The sequence below is a fragment of the Roseibium sp. genome, from assembly GCF_965216085.1.
GTDB lineage: Bacteria > Pseudomonadota > Alphaproteobacteria > Rhizobiales > Stappiaceae > Roseibium.
The window spans coordinates 2,788,821-2,809,787 of sequence record NZ_OZ244138.1 but is presented as its reverse complement, the minus strand read 5'-3'; the positions used below and the strand labels follow the sequence as shown (position 1 = coordinate 2,809,787).

General features: G+C 54.4%; 17 protein-coding genes and 1 tRNA gene. 12 read left to right on the top strand and 6 right to left on the bottom strand.

Going from position 1 to position 20,967, the window contains the following annotated elements:
• Positions 1 to 1,182 precede the first annotated feature (1,182 nt).
• On the bottom strand, positions 1,183 to 2,196 hold the full coding sequence (locus ACOOFE_RS13320) for a helix-turn-helix domain-containing protein (protein WP_420415370.1): 1,014 nt from the start codon (positions 2,194 to 2,196) through the stop codon (positions 1,183 to 1,185).
• 97 nt (positions 2,197 to 2,293) lie between these two features.
• Here ACOOFE_RS13320 and ACOOFE_RS13315 point away from each other — a divergent pair, with 97 nt between their 5' ends.
• From ACOOFE_RS13315 to ACOOFE_RS13265, 11 genes are all read left to right on the top strand, one after another.
• Complete coding sequence (locus tag ACOOFE_RS13315; protein ID WP_420415369.1) at positions 2,294 to 3,532, top strand: DUF3179 domain-containing (seleno)protein; 1,239 nt, start codon at positions 2,294 to 2,296, stop codon at positions 3,530 to 3,532.
• A 61-nt stretch (positions 3,533 to 3,593) separates the two neighbouring features.
• Positions 3,594 to 5,264 carry a sulfatase-like hydrolase/transferase gene (locus ACOOFE_RS13310; protein ID WP_420415368.1) on the top strand — a complete coding sequence of 557 codons (1,671 nt, stop codon included), beginning with the start codon at positions 3,594 to 3,596 and terminating at the stop codon, positions 5,262 to 5,264.
• Between the two features lie 57 nt (positions 5,265 to 5,321).
• On the top strand, positions 5,322 to 5,642 hold the full coding sequence (locus tag ACOOFE_RS13305) for a hypothetical protein (RefSeq protein WP_420415367.1): 321 nt from the start codon (positions 5,322 to 5,324) through the stop codon (positions 5,640 to 5,642).
• Positions 5,643 to 5,658: 16 nt separating this feature from the next.
• Positions 5,659 to 6,081 (top strand): cysteine rich repeat-containing protein, encoded by a 423-nt coding sequence (locus tag ACOOFE_RS13300; RefSeq protein ID WP_420415366.1) that lies wholly within the window; start codon positions 5,659 to 5,661, stop codon positions 6,079 to 6,081.
• A gap of 202 nt (positions 6,082 to 6,283) precedes the next feature.
• On the top strand, positions 6,284 to 7,849 hold the full coding sequence (locus tag ACOOFE_RS13295; RefSeq protein ID WP_420415365.1) for an alkaline phosphatase family protein: 1,566 nt from the start codon (positions 6,284 to 6,286) through the stop codon (positions 7,847 to 7,849).
• A gap of 101 nt (positions 7,850 to 7,950) precedes the next feature.
• On the top strand, positions 7,951 to 8,787 hold the full coding sequence (locus ACOOFE_RS13290; RefSeq protein ID WP_420415364.1) for a hypothetical protein: 837 nt from the start codon (positions 7,951 to 7,953) through the stop codon (positions 8,785 to 8,787).
• 71 nt (positions 8,788 to 8,858) lie between these two features.
• Positions 8,859 to 10,613: a sulfatase-like hydrolase/transferase gene (locus ACOOFE_RS13285; RefSeq protein WP_420415363.1), complete on the top strand. Its 1,755-nt coding sequence runs from the start codon at positions 8,859 to 8,861 to the stop codon at positions 10,611 to 10,613.
• A gap of 62 nt (positions 10,614 to 10,675) precedes the next feature.
• Complete coding sequence (locus ACOOFE_RS13280; RefSeq protein WP_420415362.1) at positions 10,676 to 11,746, top strand: ABC transporter substrate-binding protein; 1,071 nt, start codon at positions 10,676 to 10,678, stop codon at positions 11,744 to 11,746.
• 14 nt (positions 11,747 to 11,760) lie between these two features.
• Positions 11,761 to 12,789, top strand: a complete 1,029-nt coding sequence (locus tag ACOOFE_RS13275) for a formylglycine-generating enzyme family protein (protein WP_420415361.1) — start codon at positions 11,761 to 11,763, stop codon at positions 12,787 to 12,789.
• Between the two features lie 28 nt (positions 12,790 to 12,817).
• Complete coding sequence (locus ACOOFE_RS13270; RefSeq protein ID WP_420415360.1) at positions 12,818 to 13,060, top strand: DUF3302 domain-containing protein; 243 nt, start codon at positions 12,818 to 12,820, stop codon at positions 13,058 to 13,060.
• On the top strand, positions 13,057 to 14,211 hold the full coding sequence (locus ACOOFE_RS13265) for an HlyD family secretion protein (protein ID WP_420415359.1): 1,155 nt from the start codon (positions 13,057 to 13,059) through the stop codon (positions 14,209 to 14,211). The genes ACOOFE_RS13270 and ACOOFE_RS13265 overlap by 4 nt, the downstream gene beginning before the upstream one ends.
• A gap of 650 nt (positions 14,212 to 14,861) precedes the next feature.
• On the opposite strand, the gene ACOOFE_RS13260 is transcribed toward ACOOFE_RS13265, so the two are convergent.
• The 5 genes from ACOOFE_RS13260 to ACOOFE_RS13240 form a co-directional block, all read right to left on the bottom strand.
• The gene (locus tag ACOOFE_RS13260; RefSeq protein WP_420415358.1) at positions 14,862 to 15,884 is read right to left on the bottom strand and encodes a tyrosine-type recombinase/integrase; all 1,023 of its coding nucleotides are present in this window, start codon (positions 15,882 to 15,884) and stop codon (positions 14,862 to 14,864) included.
• Between the two features lie 477 nt (positions 15,885 to 16,361).
• Positions 16,362 to 16,571, bottom strand: a complete 210-nt coding sequence (locus tag ACOOFE_RS13255; RefSeq protein WP_420415357.1) for a hypothetical protein — start codon at positions 16,569 to 16,571, stop codon at positions 16,362 to 16,364.
• A gap of 104 nt (positions 16,572 to 16,675) precedes the next feature.
• Positions 16,676 to 17,506, bottom strand: a complete 831-nt coding sequence (locus tag ACOOFE_RS13250; protein ID WP_420415356.1) for a hypothetical protein — start codon at positions 17,504 to 17,506, stop codon at positions 16,676 to 16,678.
• 136 nt (positions 17,507 to 17,642) lie between these two features.
• The gene (locus ACOOFE_RS13245; protein ID WP_420415355.1) at positions 17,643 to 18,818 is read right to left on the bottom strand and encodes a tyrosine-type recombinase/integrase; all 1,176 of its coding nucleotides are present in this window, start codon (positions 18,816 to 18,818) and stop codon (positions 17,643 to 17,645) included.
• A 169-nt stretch (positions 18,819 to 18,987) separates the two neighbouring features.
• Positions 18,988 to 19,077, bottom strand: a tRNA-Ser gene (locus ACOOFE_RS13240).
• A gap of 772 nt (positions 19,078 to 19,849) precedes the next feature.
• On the opposite strand from ACOOFE_RS13240, the gene ACOOFE_RS13235 reads away from it, so the two are divergent.
• Complete coding sequence (locus ACOOFE_RS13235; RefSeq protein ID WP_420415354.1) at positions 19,850 to 20,950, top strand: septal ring lytic transglycosylase RlpA family protein; 1,101 nt, start codon at positions 19,850 to 19,852, stop codon at positions 20,948 to 20,950.
• The last annotated feature ends 17 nt before the right edge of the window (positions 20,951 to 20,967 follow it).

The following is a 20,967-nucleotide window of genomic DNA, read 5'->3' as shown; positions in this document are numbered from 1 at the left end:
GTTGCGCGGATGAGGGGAGGTGAGCAAAAAGAGTTTTTGGGTGGGATTTTCGCGGGACTTTTGACCCACTTTTGTTCTCGTCAGGCGACTGCAAGGAATGGGCACCAACCCACACCTAACCTAATGGAATAATTAAGGAGAGTGGCGGACGGGGTGTCCGCCCTATAAATTCGATAACTAATTGATAAAAAAACATTATATGTTCTTGAATAAATTGTTATACCACATTTAATACCCCAAAAGGACTTGTAATATTAACAGTAGGGAGTTTCAAACCATTCTATGGATGGCTACACCAAGCCTATAATAGCCAGTCAAACTCTAATGGAGGCCTATAGACATAATAGGAGAGGAACCAGTAGGCGAATTGGGGCTTATGGTCCATCATTGCCAATAAACCTGTCTGCGTCGAACGTTCGCTTTGCGGCCCCATCTAGGCCATTTTACGGTTTGTGATCAGACCCCGAAATAGCCACCATTAAGTAAGCCGAAGATTCACAGGTTAAGCAGATTCCGGACTCTCACTGCGGTTGTGGGCGAAAGCCTAACGTGCGAGCGGAACGCACATTTAGCCGCGTAGCTAAATCGGCGCTTGTCGAATTGACACGACGGAGGAAGAGAAGACATTTGTGACTTGGCAACGATGCCGAAGTTGGTGGTAATCTAGAGGAATTATTTTGGGGCTTCTAATGCGGCAACCGGAAGCTCGATAGTCTTAGGTGCGAACAAAACCGGCAAGATAACTATCGGCCATCCGTTGAACTTTTTTGTCAACACCATCTAGTTAATTTTACGAAAGTAACAAGTCCACGCAGCCGATTGTTTCTACTTCTCCCAATGAACTCAATGTTGGTGAGGCATTGAGTGAATTCGGGTTCTTCCATACAGGAAACTTCACAGCTGATTACCGGAAGATGTTTGGCGAAACGTCCAGAGATACACTGAGAAAGAATACAGCGCAGCTGTTGGAGACAGTAGCGCTGTTTTGAGAGTATGTTTAACCAATAGGTCAATGTCTGGTTAATGAGGCTTCTGGCGATATCGAATACTCTCTTCGCTCCACGTGGTATTTATTGATCACCAAATGTGCTGAACCAGCAGAGCAGTGATCTATGGGGTTACACGAGACCTGTCCGCTTACCCCGGTTAGATGTCGTTCCAGTCGCAAACACACACAGTAATTCAAGATGATGTCACGGAAGACCGCAGGGTTTGAGACGGCAGTTCTTGAAACCAACGTTTATAATCCATTGCAAACTGGCCGACATGGAGAAAACCCTGATCGGCCATTACATCCGCAACGGTGATTTCGCCTGGGTTCGCTACCAGGAGCCTCCGGCGCGTTTGTGCGAGCCTCCAGGATTTGATAAACGCAGCCGGCCCAATCCCAAACCGGTCCTTGAAAGCGATTTCAAGTGCGCGGCGGGACAGGCCGGCTTCGGCGCACAAGTCGGGGAGGCGCGCGTCTTCGATCTCACCTGCATCAATCAATTCAAGGATCTGGGACAGCACCCTTCCAGACGTATGCACCGCGACCGAGCGCGGATGAAGGCCCGTTTGCGCCAGCCAGCACCCAATCAAGTCTTCTACCAGAGCATCGAGCGTCAGAGTATCGAACTGCGGCGCTGGGGAGTTGAGGGAGCACAGCACTTTCTGCGCCCGTTTCAACAGGGCGTCAGGTACCTTGAATATGGTCTGTAAACGGTAGGGATCTAAATCCGGTGCGCCGAACCGAGCGGCATAACGCGCAAAATCGGCAAGGTTTATCGAGACGAGATATACTTCAAAGTCACTGCCGGAAATCGACCGCCACTCAACGCCCGGGTAATAAACCAGGATGGAGTCGAAGGTCGTCTCTTTGCCACACCACCACAACCTCGACATGGTCGGGCCCGGGATCGTGAAAGTGAGTTTCCCCGGGGGAGGGGCGCCGCGCTGATCCAGGTTTTGATGGAATCGCGCATAACTCAGTTCGAATTCTGCGAATGCGCCCTGAAGGAGATGTGCAACGCGACCGTTCTCCGACAGCGCGGTCAAAGGCTGGAACTGAAGATCCCAGTTTTGAACTTCGTGGCACAATTGATCCACGTGGCGGAAGTCTGCGACCAATGTCGCCTGAAATGCCGGCTGATACAGGGGACTGTCCAAAAGAGCGACCTTCTGTTTCGCAATTTCGATCATCCCAGACTGCATCATAAAGTACGCTTGTTTCAACTCTGTTCGATGGAGCAAAATCTTACGCTATTATTTCCATTTAGGAATTGACGTTTGGGGAAACTGGAGCGTGTCACATATGACAGTCTTTGGAAGTCTTGCTTTTTATCTTGGCCTCATCATAAGCCTCGGCATTGGATGCGTTTATTTCAGGGACCTCGGGGATGTCAGCCAGATGGTGCTCAAGGTCAAGCGGGCCAACATGGTCCGTTTCATCCGGAACGAGGGGCGATTTGTTGCCGCAGGTTTGACCGGGGCGGCGGTCATGACGGTCGCGCATTTCGGTCTGGGCGGTGGACCCTTCTGGTTATGGCTCATTGCCAGCCTTTTGTGTGCCTTCCTCTATGGGTTCCCAGCCGTTTGGGTGCATGTCGGGCTTCGGAACCAGAAAAACAGTGCCAAATACTATTCGATCGCAGACGCCCTGGAGTGGGTTAGTCCGTCCAGTCCTGTCATTGTCATAGAAAACAAGGGGGTGGCGCGCGCGCATCCCGACGCGCAGATCATGCGACCGCACCTTGCGGGCAATAATGAAGGCCTTGGCGGCGAGAATGTCATCATGACGTATTGTGCGATGGCCAATCTTGGCATTGGCTACACGCCAGAAGTTGAAGGCCAGCCGCTGGACCTCAAAGTTCTCGCCCAGCACGGTAACAACCTGATCCTGCGCGATAACACGACGGGCGAGCCTATCCAGCAGATTTACGGCTTCCGGGAGAGGGATGTCGATACATCAGCCGATGGCCCTGTCTGCCCCGCTCGTCCGGGCCTGCGCATGAAATCCTGGCCGACGTTCCGCATGACATTCCGAGGATTTCAGAAAGCATATCCGGGTGGAACGGTTTTCATCAACAAACCGCCGTCGAATCCATTGTTGGCGCTCTTCGACATGGTTCTGGAGACTGTCTTTTCATCGGAAATCGCGAAACAGCACCGCATTGCTAAACCGGTGATGGACAACATGACCCGGAACGATAACCGGCTCCACAACAAGACGTATGTCTGGGGTGTCGACATCAACGGTGATGCAGCCTGCTGGACAGACGATTTTGTGGTCGAGAACGGCAATCTCGTCAACGCGGCGGTCGGTGGGCAGGATCTCGTAATAGCCTGGGATCCGAAGTTTGAAAGCCTCGGCGTCTGGATCAACGACACGGGCGGCCCGATCGACGAAATCGACTTCTTCGGTAACACGGACAAAGGGCCGCTCAAACGGGCCTCGACGCTGAAACCCGGCATGTTCTGGCATGTGTGGGCCGAGTACTACCCGCACACGGATATCAACCGCACTGGGCACTCGGTGGAAGCCGCGGCGTAGGTTTCAGAAGGACCGTAGGGACAACCAGGGCCGCCTGAAAATAGCTGGAGGGGATGAAACAATGATAAGACGATCACTTGCGACAGTTCTCATCGGATTGACATCGGTTGGGTCTGCAATGGCGCAAAATACCGACATCATTCACGACGCCGAATATTACATTCTTGAAGCTCAAAACGGCGCAAAATGGGCCGAAGATAATGCGGCGGTTGATAAGCTGCTTGACCAGTTCCGTGCCGGTAATGGCGGAAATTCCCCCAACATCGTGTCCATTCTGGTCGACGATATCGGGTTTGGTGATATGGGGATTCCGGAGCTGAATGCCGTTCGCGGAATAGAAACACCAAACATCAATCGGTTTTCCGACGAGGGCATGCGCATGGTCCGGATGTATACCGAACCGTCCTGTACCCCGACACGGGTCGCGCAAATGACAGGTCGTCTACCGGTCCGCATGGGCATGGGGGATACCACGGTCGATATTGCGGGTTTTGGCCTTCCCGGAAACGAAGTGACACTTGCCGAGGTTCTCAAAGAAGCGGGCTATGCGACGAGCCATGTCGGCAAGTGGCATATGGGCGATATTGCCGAAAGCTGGGCTATGAACCAGGGATTTGATTACGCCCAGCATGCGGTGCATCAGCAGGGACAACTGACCATCTTCAACGACGATGCCATTCGTGAACAAGTGTCGATCGGGATCAAGGACTTCGAAGACGACTACATTGTCGACAACTGGTTCAGGCCAGACCCGGCGGCAATGATGACCGTGATCGAGGGCGAAACAGGTGGTCCTGTCCGCGAGATCCGTATGGCACCGGGCGAGCGGTGGGATGCCGAGAAATATGATGCCATGAACGAAGCGTTTCAGCTGAAAACGATCTCCGAGCTGAGACGGCTTGCTGACGGAGAAGCGCCCTTTTTCCTACAATACTGGCCCATGATCCCGCTTGACAACACCCGCGCCGGCCGGGACGGGCCGGAAAGCGTGAATGGCGGTCTCTACGCCGACAAGCTCCAGCTCCTGGACAGCTATCTTGGAGACCTGTTTGCCGAAATGGAAGCGGTCGGCGTGGCAGACAATACGATCGTGGTCTTGATGGGCGACAATGGCCATTTCACGAAGTATTCGCCGCAATCCGGTTTCACACCCATGATCTACCGCGGGGGCAAGGGTGACACGACCGAGGGCGGCGTGCGAGTAGACGCCTTTATTCGTTGGCCGGGTATGATTGAAGCAGATTCCATGGTGAACAACATCATCCATGTATCTGATCTTTATACAACTTTATCGCGGTTCGCAGGCGCTGAAAATTTCATCCCGCGCGACCGGCTTGTTGATGGTGTCGACCAGTCGGCCGCCTTGCTATTTGCCGATGAATCCAAGACCCGCCGCGATCACGTGATCATCTACTCTGTTGCAACGCCGAAAGCACTTGTGAAGGACCACCTGCGCCTGAATCTTCCGGGCCCGGGCGAAAGCGCGATCCTAGCAAACTTCTATGACATCCACCGGGACACCCACGAGAAGTATCCGGTATCGACAGAGGTCGGTGCTTGGGGCGGGCAAGAGTTTGTCCGGATCCTTGGGCGGCACCTGGCCCGTAAGGAAAAATATCCGGATACCGGGCCGGCCCGCGGGGTTCCCTATGACGGGGTCGAAAACATCCGCCCTGAAACCCAGGCGGCGGTTGAGGCCTTTCTCGTTAAACAGGCCTCCGTTCAAAAGTGAAGCAACACAATCCCGAGCACCCAATGCCCGGGTTGAAGAGAATTCCAGGAGAGCAATATGCAGATGAAACTCATTTTGGCGACACTGGGCATTGCCTGCGCATTTTGGATTGCTGACGTCCGATTTGAAGACGACACCGTTGAACCCGGTCTTGTCGGAGGCGTCTCGGTTGGCACGAAGAAAGCCTTGGCCCAACGCGGACCCGGTACGGTGCATGGGACGGCTCGGCGGACATCCCGCCGGACAACCCGACGCGTGGTTCGCAGAACGTCGGTGGCGGGCTGTACACCTTACCGAGCCTACTACAATTGTGGCGGCGTTTATTACCAGGCTGTCCAAGAAGGCGGCACCACTGTTTATGTTGTGGTCAATCCGTAAGGTTGGGGAAGACAATATGTTGAAAATGAAAAGTCTATCGTCCGCAGCACTCGCCATTGGCTTGACTGTTGGGTCTGGAGTGTTGTCCCCGGCCTCCGCTCAAGGGGTGCTGGAGGCTTGCGAGACCGAAATTGTCGAGTTTTGTTCCACGGTTGAACCCGGCAACGGAAGGGTTCTGTCGTGTTTGTATGCGCATGAGACAAAGATCAGTCCGGAATGTGGTGTTGCATTTGAAGACATAGCCGATGTCATTGACGGCCTGTTCTTCACCATTGGATCGACACTGGCGATTTGCGCAGCAGATTTAGAAAAGCATTGCTCGGACACCAAGTTTGGCCAAGGGCGCCTCTTGAGCTGTCTTGCCAAAGTGCAATCCGATCTTGAACCGGCATGCGGTGGAGTGGTCGCCGAAGTCAGTGAAGGCCTCGTAGATGACTGATTGTCCACCCCTTCAAATGGTGCCTTTCTCAATTGGAATGGTCATCAGACGGAGGAGTAGAGAGAGGGGCGGGGTGCGTGCCTCCATAGGTTTTATTGGTGCTTTGGCGGCTAGCCTTGCTTCAACGACTTCCTATGCCAAAGAGGACACGTCAACTAGGCTCGTCCTTCAAATAACCGTAGACGGGCTGCGTGGAGACCTGTTGCAACGGTACGGAGACCGCTTTGGTCAAAATGGGTTCCGGTATTTGTTGGAAAACGGTTCCGTCTACACTGCTGCAAATTACGATCACGCCAATACCGAAACAATCGTCGGTCATGCGACGCTCTCAACCGGTGCGCATCCATCCGAACACGGTATGGTTGGCAATGTCTGGTACGATCGTGACAGTGGAGAGCTCGCCTACAACATAGAAGACCCTGACCACGAGGTTCTGCCAACCCGCAAAGAAGAAAGGGAAGGTGCCCAAGTCGATCCGGCTCAGAAGCGATCCCGGTCCTCTGGGCGTTCACCGGTCAGTCTGTTAGCCAGCACGTTCGGCGATGAACTCTGGATCCATACTGCTGGGAAATCCAACATTTTCGGAGTTTCCGGTAAGGATCGGAGCGCCGTCGCCATGGCTGGGCACGTCGGAAAGGCTTTCTGGTATTCAACGAACACCGGCGACTTTCTGAGCAGCTCCTATTATTATGATGCCTATCCGGCCTGGGTATCGGACTGGAACAACAAAAGGCAGGCAGAACAGCTTGATGGCCAGTCCTGGGAGCTGTTGAATGATCAACAAAGCTATCTGTTGGCCGATAAAGACAACCGCCCCTTTGAAACGGACCTCAAGGGCTACGGGAAAACATTTCCCCACGCCTTCGGCGACATTTACGACCCCTTGTTCTTTACAAGGGTTCTTGTTTCATCTGAGGGTGACCGGCTGACTGCCGAATTTGCCAAATCATTGATCAAGGAAGAACAAGTTGGTGCAGATGATGTCCCCGACTATCTGTCCATCAGTTTTTCCGGCGTCGATGCCGTAAACCATTTTTTTGGTCCGTCCAGCCTCGAGAACGAAGATGTGGTCCTCCAGCTGGATAAGACCTTGTCCGGCCTACTAGGATTTGTTGACGAAAACGTCGGTCTCGATAACACCCTGATCGTGCTGTCTGCGGATCACGGCATGCCTGAAGCGCCAGAGGTGTTGGCGGAGCAGGGGATGCAAGTTGGACGAATTGATCCGTTAGAATTGGTCGGGATAGCAAACTCTGCCACAAACGCCGCTTTCGGAATACCAGATGCGGTTCGAACCTTCTTCAGGCCCTATGTTTATCTGAACACAGATGAAATTGTTGAGGCAGGCGTGGAACAGATAGCTGTCGAAACAGTCATCTCTGAGGCGCTGGAACAACATGCAGGCGTAGCGGCGGCTGTCTCAATGAAGGCCCTGCCAAACTTGACCGACACACCAACGCTGCGACGCATAAGGAACAATTTCCACCCGCTTCGCTCTGGCGATATTTATGTTGCTCAAGCACCTTATTGGTTCCTCCAAGAAGGAAGCGCGCTCGCGGTCATGCATGGCTCACCCTGGCGCTATGACACACATGTACCGATCATTTTTGCCGGAAAGGGAATTCCGGCTCAATCTATCAGCAGAGCTGTCAAGGTCGTGGATGTTGTGCCCACAATGGCGATGCTCATGGGCGTTAAACCACCCTCGTCGTCGCAAGGAGAGCCGCTTTTCGAAGTCGTTGATCCGAAAGTGACGGACCAAGAATGATGTTTGACTGCCTCCGAATTGCGCTCCCGCAGGATCAGTTTTCGTGCGTGCCGCGACTGCCCCATCAAAAACAGGTCGCACCTTAAAGGGAAACTATTCAAATGCTGAAAGATGTAAAAACACAACAGCACTGCTCCAAAGCGATAAGCGCCGCGATCGGTTTGACGATGTTTTCTGACATGGCAATGGCGGCAGATTTTCCAGAAGCCCCGTTACCTGCACAAACCACAGTGGACGAGCGGGTGAACAAGACCTGGGAGTTTGTCCTCGCGCCCTATTTCGTTGGGGCCAACATCGTCGGGACATCCCAGATCGGCCGCTTACCGGCTACTGACATTGATATCGGCAGCTCAGACATCCTGTCGAACCTGCGGTTCGGTTTCATGGGGCGCGCTGAAGCGGTCTATCAGCAACGGTTCGGCGCGATGGTGGATGTGGCTTACATGAACCTTGCCAATTCGACCGATGCACTTTTGCCGGGCGGGCGTATCCGCGTTAGCGGTGATCAGCTGATCGTTGAAGGCATGTTGTTCTATCGGGCCTACTCAACACCGCAATCGTATATCGATCTCATTGCGGGCGCGCGGTACTGGGATATCAATCTGAATCTCAATCGTACCGGAACCGTTGCGGGCAATTTCGATATCTCCCGCGGCGCGGACTGGATTGATCCGGTCATCGGGGTTCGTGGATTTCACATGGTGAATGACAAATGGTCGGTGAGCGGCCGTGGCGATATTGGCGGTTTTGGAGCTGCGTCCGACTTCACCTGGAACGTTCAGGCCGGCATCGGATATCACTTCAACCAGACCTGGTCGACCCACTTCCAGTATAAGGCACTCGGTGTCGACTACAGCAACGGCAAGTCCGGAATCGACAGTTTTGCGTATGACACCGTGACACACGGGCCATTGCTCGGCGTTGTTGCGCGGTTCTGAGGATATTGGATCCGTTTGCTACCTGGTGATGGGTCTCTTTTCGTAAGTAACCTTTTTAGGAGGAACTATTGATGCATTGGTTACGAAGCTGCCGAAACGGCAGTGCACTTGCGGCGCTTCTCGCAGGATCAGCCTTGATCTTGCCTCAAAGCGCTGCGGCACAGGATGGGACGGAAATCATCCATGACGCCGAGTTTTATGTTCTGAAGGCCCAGAACGGGGACCGCTGGGCACAAGAGGATGAAGGGCTTCAGGCGAAACTTGCCGAGCTGCGCGAGACGCACGGTACGCCGCCCAACCTGATCCACATCATGTGGGATGATACAGCTTACGGTGACCTTGGTATGCCGGGCATTCAGGCGGTCCGCGGCCTTGAAACGCCCAACCTTAACGCGCTTGCCGAAGAAGGCATGATGTTTACCCGCATGTACACTGAAGTCGGATGTACGCCCAGCCGGGCAGCGGCGGCCACCGGCCGGTTGGCGGTACGGTCCGGCATGTACAACATCGGCATGCTTCAGGAGAGCCATGGCCTCGATGCCGAGGAGGTGACCCTTGCCGAGGTGCTCGGTGGTGCTGGCTATGCCACTGCCTTTTACGGCAAGTGGCATCTCGGAGACATAGAGGAAAGCTACCCGCACAACCAAGGCTTCGATGAAGCCCTGTTCACCGGTTACAACCAGATCCTGTCTCTCAACACTCGAGAAGCCGAACAAGGCAATGCCTCCATTGGCTTGTTTGAAGACATGCTTCCCGAAAATCCCTACAAACTCGACGACACCTTTGTCACCAAGGATTGGGTGATGGTCGCAGAAGGCACCAAAGGCGGTGAAACACTGCAATGGGGCGACAACACCACCGAGACATATGAGAAGATCGACGCCGAAGGGCTTGATCGGATGTTTGCGTTCATGGAGCACAACGTTCAGGAAGGAAAGCCGTTCTACGTCGCGAATTGGCCGATGATGGCGAACTTTATGCCAATCCGGCCCAAATGCACCCGTGCCCGAGCACTGTTGCAGAACGGACTTCAGTGCACTGTAGATCCAATGATTAAAGCAATCCGGGACAAGCTGGAAGAACTGGGTGTTGCCGACAATACGCTGATCGTAGCCATGGCGGATAATGGCCCGATGTCACACAACCCGCCCCCGGGCACTGGTTTTGCGGAAACCATTTTCCGTGGCGGCAAGGGCGATTTCCTAGAAGGCGGCGTTCGGGTTCCGGCGTTTGCTGTTTGGCCGGGCATGATTGAAGCTGGGTCCCTACCGGGCGATATGATCCACATCACCGATCTCTTCACGACGTTTGCCAGCCTTGGTGGTGCTCTTAAAAACATTCCGACCGATCGTGTGATCGATGGCATTGATCAGACTGCGCTTTTGCTCAGCGGCGACACGCATGGACGCCGCGACTACACCTTCACCTATGCAGGTCCGACCCTTGGGGCTGTAGTGAAGGGTGATTATAAGCGGCACATGATCTCACCCGATCCGGTGGGCGAAGCCAGCGGCATTCCGGCAGCGTTCTATTTCTTGCCGTCAGATCCGCGGGAAGTGCAGCCGATGCTGACGAACCTCATCCACCTCAAGCGTCCGTTTAACCGGATGATCTTGCGCCACAACCTCTGGAAGGAAAAGTACCCGGACCGTCCGGAAAAGCACGGCATTCCGTGGACCGGCATTGCCAATGCTTCCGAGGCACTGAAGCGTGAGCAAAACCCGCAGCTGGTGCTGAAGGACTTGCCCTTCGATCCGCTGGAGTATGTCGAGCACCTGGACGAGTTGCCGTTTGATCCGGCAGCTGATCCAAGTATCGGCCAATAAGATCGTGTCGCCGCTGCCTTTGCGGCGGGGGCATTTCATGGGGGCGGCCGATGGACCGACGAATGTTTTTGCAAACCGTGGCCGCAGGTCTCGCAGCACCAACTTTGGCATCCGCTCAATCTGGCCAGCTGCCAATCACGGTGTCGAGTTATCTCTTGGATCGCACCCAGGCTCTTTTTGACGGCAGCGTTGCAATCGAAGGCGCAGACGCGGAATTCATCCAAGGCGCCATCGGGGACATGAACACGGCCGCGTTTACCGGGATCGGTCGCAACGAGATCACCGAACTTGGTCTTCATCCGTTCATGCTTGCCCATGCCAACGAGGGGTTCCGGGACTACGCCCTACTTCCGGTTTTCCTGCTCAGACAGTTTCGGCACAAAAGCGTTTTCGTGCGAAGAAACGCCGGCATAAAGACACCATTAGATTTGGCTGGACGGCGGATCGGAACCGCCGGCTATTCTTCAACATCACTAACCTGGATCCGCGGCATTTTCGAAGAAGAATACGGCCTCCGTCCAAAGGATGTTGAATGGGTGATTTCGAATGCTGACAGTTCGGCAGCCGTTGCGGGGGCTGTCTCTAAACAGGAGAGCCAGATCCCGGATGGAATAAAGGTCACACAAGGACCTCCGGGGCTGGATGAATCGGAGCTGCTGTTAACCGGTGAGGTCGATGCGCTTTTTCATGCGGCAACACCGGCAGCATTTATTGACGGGGATCCCAGCATAGCCCGCCTGTTCCCAGATTTCAGGTCTGTTGAGCAAGCATATTTCGAAAGAACAGGTGTGTTTCCGATCATGCATGTCCTGGCGATCCGGCGGGACACTTCAGCCGAGCACCCGTGGCTCGCCAAAGCCGTTTTTGATGCCTATTCGAAAGCGAAAATTGCAGCATATCAATTAAAGGACCGGCTAACCTGGGCAACGGATATGTTGCCCTGGTACAGCCAGGAACTGGATGATACCCGCCGGCTCATGGGGCGCAATTTCTATCCCTATGGCATTGAGGCAAACAGGAAGACGGTGGAGACGCTCTACAGATACTCCTTTGAGCAAGGTCTTGCCGAGCGGGTTTTGACCGTTGAAGAGACATTTCTGCCCGAAAGTCTCGAATTTACGGAACCTGTTTGATCATGAGGAATAAGATGAAACGCCTTTTCTGTCCTCCTGCGGTCTTCAACCGCGTTGCAATGGGCGTCCCTCAAGCTATCGCGTGCTCCCTGCCTGTCGCAATTTGCGTTCTTTTCGCCATGGTACATTCGGGGCATGCCAGCGAATACGTCACGCTCAAAGGTGGCACATTCACAATGGGCTCAGCCGAACATTACAGGGAAGAGGGGCCTGTCCGCCAGGTCACTTTGCGGCCCTTTGCCATTCAGAAGACCGAAGTGACAAATGCCCAGTTCGCAGCGTTTGTGGAAAAGGCCGGTTATGTGACAACGGCCGAGAAGGACCTTGATCCGGCCGACTACCCCGATCTTCCCCCGGATCTCCTGAAGGCCGGTTCGATGGTGTTTGCCCAGCCAAAAGATGCTCTTGCACTGAATGATATCAATCTTTGGTGGCGCTACGTCCCGGGTGCTCAATGGCGCCATCCGCGTGGTCCTGGAAGTTCCATAGAAGGTCTGGAAGACCATCCCGTCGTTCAGGTATCGATCGAGGATGCAAAAGCTTATGCGTCCTGGGCAGGTAGCCGACTTCCGACAGAGGCCGAGTGGGAGTTCGCGGCGCGCGGCGGACTGGATGGCGCACAGTTCTCCTGGGGAGAAGATTACGATCCTTCGGAAGGCTGGAAGGCAAACACCTGGCAGGGCGTCTTTCCAAGTGTTGACACCGCAGAAGACGGTCATCATGGCAGTGCGCCCGTCGGTTCTTATGCGCCCAACGGGTATGGATTATACGACATGGCCGGAAATGTCTGGGAATACGTGTCCGACTGGTGGATCCCTGGCCATCCGACCAAGGATCAAACCAACCCGGGCGGCCCGTCCAAGACGCTCGCAGAGCAGTTTGCCAATTCGGCAGTTGGCGCCCGGCATGTGGTCAAGGGCGGTTCCTGGCTCTGCGCACCCTCGTATTGTTTTCGGTATCGACCCTCAGCGCGTCAACCGGCGGAGCGGAGCCTTGGCTCCAATCACATCGGCTTTCGGATCGCGCGTGATGGTGTGAACTAACTAACTGGAGGCAGTTTTGGATCCCCTAATGATTTTCGCACTGATCGTGCTGCTGGTGTTGCTGGCAACGCTCATCGGTGGATGGTTGTTTCTTGCTGTCTGGCCCGGAAAAATTGCAAAACGGCGTGGGCACCGGCGTGCGGATGCCGTGGCGATGTGCGGCTATTGGGGCGCGCTTACCCTTGGCCTTTTGATGCCAATTGCCTTCATCTGGGCCTACACAGACGGTGAGGAGCCAGTCCGGAACAGCGGTGCGGAGGGTGACGCATGATTGTTTTCCTGACCCTTTGTTACTGTGCTGTTCTGTTCGGTCTCATCAAGGCCGGTGTCATCCGGCTCACCCCCTTCTGGAAGATCTCGCCCCTTCTTTGGCTGGTTTTGCTGCTGGTGGTGCTATTCATTCCCATGCAATGGGGGGCGCCCAGCGGCCCCATCCGGTCCTATACGTCGGTCATTGAAATTGTGCCCAACGTCTCCGGGGAAGTGACCGAGGTGCCAGTTCAGCCGCTGATTCTGGTGGAAGAAGGAACGGTCCTTTTCAAGATCGATCCAGAACCGTTCGAAGCGGCGGTTTCCCGAAGTCGGGCTGCGCTTGCAGAAGCGGAACAAGCGGTTCCGCAACTTGAGGCAAATTTCAGGGCTGCGGAGGCGTCCGTTTCAGAGGCTATGGCAAATCGGGATCGGGCCAAGGACGAGTTCGATAGACTGCGCACGGCCAACGAGAATGCGACAGCGTTGGGGCGGCAAAGTACGCCATTTTCGGAAAGTGATGTAGAGCAGCTCCGGCTCACCTATCTTGCGTCTGAGGCCTCGTTGACCCGTGCCGAGGCGACAGCAGAGCAGGCGCGTCTCGCCTTTGCCTCTGAAATCGATGGTGTGAACACAACAGTTGCACGTCTGGAAGCAGATCTGCGCCGGGCGGAATTCGATTTGCGCGAAACTGTCGTCAGAGCGCCGGCAGATGGGTATGTCCTCGCGTTGACCTTGCGTCCGGGTCAAAGGGTCAGCAACCTGCCGCTCCGGTCCTGGATGGCATTTGCACCGGTGGCGACTGGCCGGGTTGTTGCTTCCATCCCGCAGACGCGTGTCCGGTTCATTGAACCGAACCAACCAGCTGAAGTCACGTTTGCCTACCTTCCTGGCAAGGTGTTTACCGCGCAGGTAGAGTCACTTGTGAGGATCACCGCAGCGGGCCAGTTGCCGCCAAACGGGATCCTGCCATCCCTTGCTCCCCATCACGGACCGAACGAGACGATGGGCGTGGTGCTTCAGATTGACGACAGTGGCGGTGGCTTTGCAGAGATGCCTGGCGGGATTGGCGGGACCGCGGCGATCTATACACAAACGGCAGGCGCAACACATTTGATCCGCAAGGTGATGATCCGAATGGATGCCTGGTTGAATTTTCTGCGTCCGAATTAGATGACTGCAAATTGCAGGAAAGCACTGGAGAGAAGCGAACTGTCAAAACGGAAACTGATGAGGCAAGTATCCACTTCTTCCTGCACATACCAGTTTCAGACGCAAACAATTTGAGAATTGATTGGTTACGCCAAATCAGATCACGCTCAGTTTGAAAGTGGTAAAGAGTTTAATGGCTGATATGAATTCGGTTCGAAATGCCCCAGACCAAAAAAGAAGAAATCAAAATATTGGCCATATCAGCCGGTAGGACCGTGAAGCAAGATAAAAGCCGACAGTCCGCTTACAGCCACATTCCGGTCGTTTGACCGGACCGCAGCAAAAGGCAGCATCCCGCCCATCCGCTGAGTTCGCTGCATTTCGATTAAACGTCCGCATTCAGGATGTGGTCTCAGTTCGTCAAACGTCCGGAATGGGGCCGCGAAGCTGTCATCAATTCAGAACGCTGCCTATGTCCTCTTTGGGCCGAGAGCGGACTGTCTGCTGAGAGACCAAAACAACGATAGCAGACAATCGTTTGTATTGCGTTGTGGCTGCTTACGGCCGTTACGGTCTTTCGCGCGAAACGAAAATAACGATTACACTTCGGCCAAGCGAGACGTTTTGTAAGGTCCATTGTTCCCGTTCGAATTACTATGCCATTTGCGCATCTAGCCCTTTGCTAACCCAGCAATTATCTCCCTCTGCCGTTCTCTTGAGATGGGCATGTAGGCTGAGATCGTCGTTCCAAGGTGCTCATGGCCCAGGTTCTGTGACCAGGCCTTGAACTGTTCCGGTGTTCTGCAGACTTCGTTCATGTACATGCCGAGGGTCTTGCGCACGGTATGAGCGCTGAAGGCTTGAAGACCTGCATTTTCGAACGCCCCTTTGAAGATCTGATTGATTTTCTGCCCGTTTGAATAGGGTTCCCGGCTGAGGCCTGTGGCGTTAAAACGTCCGTTCTCTGCTTTAATCTCGACCTTTGGGAACAGCGCATCGCCGGGACCGTAAAGACTCTCCTTGCGCAGGTGGTTCACCCAACTTTCAAAGCACACCCGGTACATGGGATCGACGGGGAAGAACCAGGTTTCGAAGGTCTTGCTGTTTTTCGTCCGAACTTCGCGCCCATCCTGCAAAACTTTACCCTCGACCAGATCAATGTGAGCAAGTTTGAGGGAGGCTGCTGCACTGTCTCGAGCAGCAGTGAGCATCAGGAAAGCAAAAATCGCCTTGTCGCGCCGGTCCAGCAATGTGACCTCCGGCATGTTGCGGAAAGCGTGTTCGCATTGGATCAAAGACGGGTAATCAATTGGGCGGACGGCATGAGCTGCGCGAGCTTCCTTTGCATTGTTGTTGAAGTAGGCTGCATCTGAATAGGTGATGCGGGATTTATAGCCTTGTTGACCCGACAGCCATTCAACAAAGTTGCGAACCAGGCGCAGGATCGAGTCCCGGGTGGTGATCCCGAGCGGTTTGCCGGAGCGGGCGTTTTTCCGCTTTCTCAGGTGATTTTTGAATGTGGTCGCCCAATCCCGATTGAACGCCTTGAAGGGTTTAAAGCTAAGAGCTTCTTCAAAGTAGAGCAGGGCGGCAGCCACCTTGTCGAGACTGCTTTCATCCTGGCCTTTGGCTTCCCGTAGGTAGATCAGATATTGGCGTTTGATCCGTTCATTTTCTTCGTTGAACTTCCTCATTTTTGAGCTCCTGTTCACAAGTGATGATTTAGACGGTGGTTCATGGGTTCCCTCAGGCTTCCCGACTGCCGTATCCGTCGATCTCACAAACTTCCTGCCAGCGCGGTAGATCAGCGCTGCCTACGAACCGATTCATCGGCCCTTCACAGGTCGGACAAAACGCCTGCAGGCGGCCCTGGGCAGTGGAAAGCGGATGGTAGGTTGCCAAGTCGAAGGCGGGGGTTTAAGGGGCTTTACATCGAAAACATTTGAACTCGCCAACGCTCAATGTCAGAGCCTTTTTTGCGGTTCGCTCTTTGAGAAAGTCCTTGAGGTCGCCCCCCAGGATTAGGGTTGGCCGACTGCTGTTGAGGCACCGGAGTCCCTGCTTGAGCCAGATACGCACCGTCTGTTCAGTGACACAGACTGTTTCTGCAGCCTCGTCCACCGAATAGCTCCGGTTGGACTTCACGCGCGTCACACATATCCGCCGGGCCATCAGAGATTACCTCCCGTAGGCTCATGCCGGTTGGCATCAGCCCAAAGGTTCAAATCTGTTCCCTGGTAGATGATCTTGCGGCCGAGCCGATAATAAGCCGGACCAACGCCCTTATGCCGCCACTGAGCAAGTTTGGCACGATCCCCGATAATCTCCAGTTCCGGATCGCCGGGCTGATAGGTTCGGGTGTCGTCGAATAGTTTTTGCATTTGCGTGACCTGTGTCGATTAACATTGGCCACGTTGGATCATGTTTGTTTTGTCAGATCGAAATGCAGAAAAGGCGATGTAGTAAGGGTTTCCTGCAGTCAGCTTTATGCGTTCGGATAATTTCGGAAGAGCCCCGAAAGTGCACCAAGACTTGAGAAATCGTCGGGACTCTCAGATGCCGGTTCTGTCATGTTCGACATAAATGGATTGGGCGGATTGATATCGTCTTCCGTAAGTTCGTTAAGCGCCCATTCGGCTGGGAGCCGTACTCCGACGCTTATCCCGAGAAGCTCAAAAACATCCTTCAAAGCCCGCGTATAAGATGTCGATGGTTCTCCGTCTTCGCTCGAAGATCCTGTCGTCGGCCGTGTGCCGGCTTCTCTGGCGTAAAGTTTCGCAAGCCTTAGAGCGATAAAACGGGCGTAATAATCTGGCGGTCGATGTTTGATACTCCAAAATAGGTCTTTTTGGTCTTCGAGCTCCCGCAGTCTCTCTTTCAGTGCCGCCCTCAAGTCCCTAAACAAATATAAACACGCAATAAATCCGCCTACGCTAGCAGCGTTGCTCCGAATTAGGTGGTAGCTGTTTTTGAGATCCTCTGGCTGGAAAATCGAGCGGAACTTGCTGTCGATATCGGGGATTAAGCGACTGAGGAGGTCTATTGAAGGCTGGTCCTCAGGCTTTCGGTACAGAGTTTGCAAAACCTGCTCAATACCGTTCAAGCCATTTGAGACCGCGTCGTATTCCAATTTAAATTCAGATTTGCTGTCGTGCTGATTGGGCTTGCTGATATCAAAAGGCGGTTGGGAATAATTGGCAAATATGCCTCTCTGGAGCGGCAGTTTCTTGCCATGCCGCTCTAGCATCCGGTTCACAATTTCAAAAAGCTGTTTGTTCAGCTCTTCGGGCGAGGAGGCCTGATCATCGTCTTGCATAAAGGTAGGATGATGCGACCCTTATTACATTACAAGGATTTTGTTTGGTTTATGTTCAATGCACCCGTACTTGTAATAAGGTCGAGAAGTGCGGAGCTTATTGCATTAAAAAATCTGCTCAGAGCTTAAAAAAGTTCTATTTTCCCACAGCGTCGCACACAAAGCCTGACCACTTTTCCAACAGATCCCGCCGTTTTTTGAGGAGATCGGACCGGGCATAAGCCTGTTCAACTGCAGATCCGATTCGGTGTGAGAGGCTCATTTCGGCAACATCACGCGGGGCATGAGCGACCTCACTTGCCCAATCCCGGAAGGTTGACCGGAAGCCGTGAACAGTTACGCCTTCAACACCCATACGGCGCAAGAGCATCAACATGGCCATGTTGGACAGGGGATGATGCCGCTTCTGCCCCTCAAAGACATATTCAGATTGCATCGCCTTCAGCGGCTCGAGAATAGCCAACATCTCCTCAGTAAGCGGAACACGGTGTTCTTGGCCGGTCTTCATCCGGTCTTCCGGACAGATCCAGATGCTTTCTATAAAGTCGAGCTCTTCCCAGCGCATGCCTAGAACCTCACTGGTCCGGGAGGCCGAAAGACATGTAAACCTCAGGGCCTTGGCTGCCATGGATGGCCTGCTGCAGAGGTCTTGGTAGAAAGGCGGCACATCACTGAACGCCATTGCCGGGTGATGTTTTGCATTCGTGCGCACCTTTGGCAGGACGTCAGCTGCCATGATCGCATTGACAGGATTTTCGCCCTTTCGGAAGCCCTTAGATTTTGCCACGTCCAGAACAACTCGGATCCGCTGCCGCACGCGTTTGGCTGTCTCGTGTTTCTCCGTCCAGATGGGCGTGAGGCATGAAAGCACCTCAGGCTGGTCTATCTTGTCGACTGGCAACCGGCCGATGAGCGGAAACGCATAGTCGCGCAGCGTGTTGATCCACTGCTGGCCGTGTTTTTCGTTTTTCCAGGTTGGCTTGCGATCAAGATGGACCTGTTGAGCGACTTCTTCAAAGGTTGGCACGGACTTGGGGCCATTGTAGCGCGGGTTCAGACCTTCCCTGGCAAGCCGCCTGTATTCGAGCGCCTTGGCGCGTGCTTCCTGCAGTGTCACAAGATCGGCACCACCGAGACCAAGGTCGGTCCGAAGCGGTTTGCCCTGCCGGTTTTTCTGTCCCTTGATCGTGAGACGGACAATCCAGCGCCGCGCGCCCGAGGGATCAACAACAAGATAGAGCCCATTGCCGTCACCATGTCGGCCTGTGCCTAAGGTCTGCACGGATTTCTTGGTCAGCTTGCCGGAAATCATGGCTCATCTCCTTACATCAGCAAGGATACCACAGAACATACCACGCAACGAACGTAAGTGAATCTAAGCGAGAGAAATTGGAAAGAGGTGCGCTAACGAGTGAAACGGCTAAATTCAGCCATTGACGCGCAATGAATGTGATTGAGTAAAATCTACCGAAAACGGGAAGTGGCGGAGGGGGTGGGATTCGAACCCACGGAACGCTTGCACGCTCGCTGGTTTTCAAGACCAGTGCAATCGACCACTCTGCCACCCCTCCGGCGCAGATAGAGTGCGCTGCAAAGCGCCTCCGTCGAGACCCCGTTTCTCCGGTCTGACGAAGAATGTCAAGAGCCGGACTGCGTTAAGAGGCATGTCTTTTGAAAAATCATGTGGGAAGCTGATTTTGCTGGGATGTTTGGCGCGGATTTGGCGCCTTGTTTGAACCTCCCGGACGCTCCCTGATATTGCGACCCAGAGTAGGGGGGCAGGATAGGCCGCTAGTCTCGGCATAGGCCCGGGAGGTTCAAAGTGGCCGCCGACCCAGTGTCGTGGGCAGGGGTCGAGCCGGCGGCCTTTAGCTGGAGGTGGGGTCCAGCATTGCTTGTGACAGGGCGGTCACCAGCAATGCAGTCACAATAGGCCGGGCTCGTGACTGCCGATGTGACCTGTGTCACATCCTGCACGCTTAGCAATAAGTGCCGTAGCGTGACCTTTGTGCAACAACCGCATTTTGCAGTCGACTGACCGAAAACTGGGCGGATTATCAGAAAGTTACAACTCATTCCATGAAGCCCAAAAAATCAATTTCCGGTGGAAAGCGGCTCCCGCGTGTTTTTGGAGCAGATTGCTGTCTCGACGGCGGGTTTACTTTGAAGTAAGACGATTTTGATTAAATGGGCAGTGGTGTGGGATGCAATGCGGGGGCATGCATCTGCAAACGAACCGGCAAACAAGCCGGACACAGTCTTTTAAACCGGTGTTCAGTAAGACCCGGATGGAAAATCGCGTGAGCTGTGGGGCTGCCAGCGCGTAACGAGTAGGATGGCAGGATGCAAGGGATCGGCGGACAGGCTTTCCGCGCCGCGGGAACGTCTATCGGTGACACTGGCATAGATAGGTCCAAAACAAACCGTGTGCGCTCGGTGTTTCGGCAGCTGCGCTCAGCACTGCTTGTTGCAGCTGCCGCTGGCCTTGTCGCGGCCTGCGGATCTGCACCCCAGGAAAAAGCCAAATTCAGCCCGAAAAAATATGGTGTTAAAGGCAGCCCGAAAATGGTCGCTGCCGGGAAACCTGTTCCGAAGGGCGGCGGACGCTACGTCGTTGGCAAAAAATATAAGATTGCCGGCAAGTGGTATTATCCGAAAAACGATCCGAACTATAAAAAGTCTGGTCTTGCCTCTTGGTACGGGCCAACCTTCCATGGCCGCAAGACAGCCAATGGCGAGATTTTTGACCGCTACGCGCTGACTGCAGCCCACACGACCATGCCGCTGCCGTCCTATGCCCGGGTGACAAACCTTGCAAACGGCCGGTCTATGATCGTTCGGGTCAACGACCGCGGGCCGTTCCATGGCAACCGGATCATTGACCTGTCTGAACGTGTGGCAACAATGCTCGACACCAAGAGCAAAGGTGTTGGCAAGGTTAAAGTCGAATATGTCGGCCGGGCACCGCTCCATGGACAGGACGAACAGTATTTGATGGCGTCCTACACCGGACCAGGGGCCGTTCAGCCTGGAACCAGCCGTCCAGGAACTTTGATTGCCCAAAACGCGCCACGGCTGGTTGTCGGCCCGACAACAGCACCGGCACCGCGCCCCTACCGTCCAACCGGATCGCTTGCAGCGCTTGGCGGGCAGGGGTCTACGTTTGCGGCCGCCGTCGATCCAGCCATTGTGTTTGAAGCTGGCAGCCGCACAGTTCAGCTGGCCGCCAATAATCGCTTCGAACCGTCGCCTCCTGTGACCGCGCCGCAACCGGGCATTCTTGGAACTCTTCCGGCTCCTGCCGCCACAACACTCACGCCGGGCAGCGCAATTTCTTCCTATACAGCCAACAAACGCGTGTCGGATGCTCATGCGGTGCTGGCTTATACGGTTGATTCTGGCCTATCGTTATCAGCACTTGCGCGGCGTACGGCTGAAGACTGAGGCAGGCCTCTGCTGAA

Bases quoted from the DNA above. Each gene is read 5' to 3' on its own strand.
- ACOOFE_RS13315 (WP_420415369.1), top strand. From the start codon at position 2,294: ATGACAGTCTTTGGAAGTCTTGCTTTTTATCTTGGCCTCATCATAAGC.
- ACOOFE_RS13300 (WP_420415366.1), top strand. From the start codon at position 5,659: ATGTTGAAAATGAAAAGTCTATCGTCCGCAGCACTCGCCATTGGCTTG.
- ACOOFE_RS13290 (WP_420415364.1), top strand. From the start codon at position 7,951: ATGCTGAAAGATGTAAAAACACAACAGCACTGCTCCAAAGCGATAAGC.
- ACOOFE_RS13310 (WP_420415368.1), top strand. From the start codon at position 3,594: ATGATAAGACGATCACTTGCGACAGTTCTCATCGGATTGACATCGGTT.
- ACOOFE_RS13305 (WP_420415367.1), top strand. From the start codon at position 5,322: ATGCAGATGAAACTCATTTTGGCGACACTGGGCATTGCCTGCGCATTT.
- ACOOFE_RS13275 (WP_420415361.1), top strand. From the start codon at position 11,761: ATGAAACGCCTTTTCTGTCCTCCTGCGGTCTTCAACCGCGTTGCAATG.
- ACOOFE_RS13245 (WP_420415355.1), bottom strand. From the start codon at position 18,818: ATGATTTCCGGCAAGCTGACCAAGAAATCCGTGCAGACCTTAGGCACA.
- ACOOFE_RS13280 (WP_420415362.1), top strand. From the start codon at position 10,676: ATGTTTTTGCAAACCGTGGCCGCAGGTCTCGCAGCACCAACTTTGGCA.
- ACOOFE_RS13285 (WP_420415363.1), top strand. From the start codon at position 8,859: ATGCATTGGTTACGAAGCTGCCGAAACGGCAGTGCACTTGCGGCGCTT.
- ACOOFE_RS13265 (WP_420415359.1), top strand. From the start codon at position 13,057: ATGATTGTTTTCCTGACCCTTTGTTACTGTGCTGTTCTGTTCGGTCTC.
- ACOOFE_RS13255 (WP_420415357.1), bottom strand. From the start codon at position 16,571: ATGCAAAAACTATTCGACGACACCCGAACCTATCAGCCCGGCGATCCG.
- ACOOFE_RS13260 (WP_420415358.1), bottom strand. From the start codon at position 15,884: ATGAGGAAGTTCAACGAAGAAAATGAACGGATCAAACGCCAATATCTG.
- ACOOFE_RS13250 (WP_420415356.1), bottom strand. From the start codon at position 17,506: ATGCAAGACGATGATCAGGCCTCCTCGCCCGAAGAGCTGAACAAACAG.
- ACOOFE_RS13320 (WP_420415370.1), bottom strand. From the start codon at position 2,196: ATGATGCAGTCTGGGATGATCGAAATTGCGAAACAGAAGGTCGCTCTT.
- ACOOFE_RS13270 (WP_420415360.1), top strand. From the start codon at position 12,818: ATGATTTTCGCACTGATCGTGCTGCTGGTGTTGCTGGCAACGCTCATC.
- ACOOFE_RS13235 (WP_420415354.1), top strand. From the start codon at position 19,850: ATGCAAGGGATCGGCGGACAGGCTTTCCGCGCCGCGGGAACGTCTATC.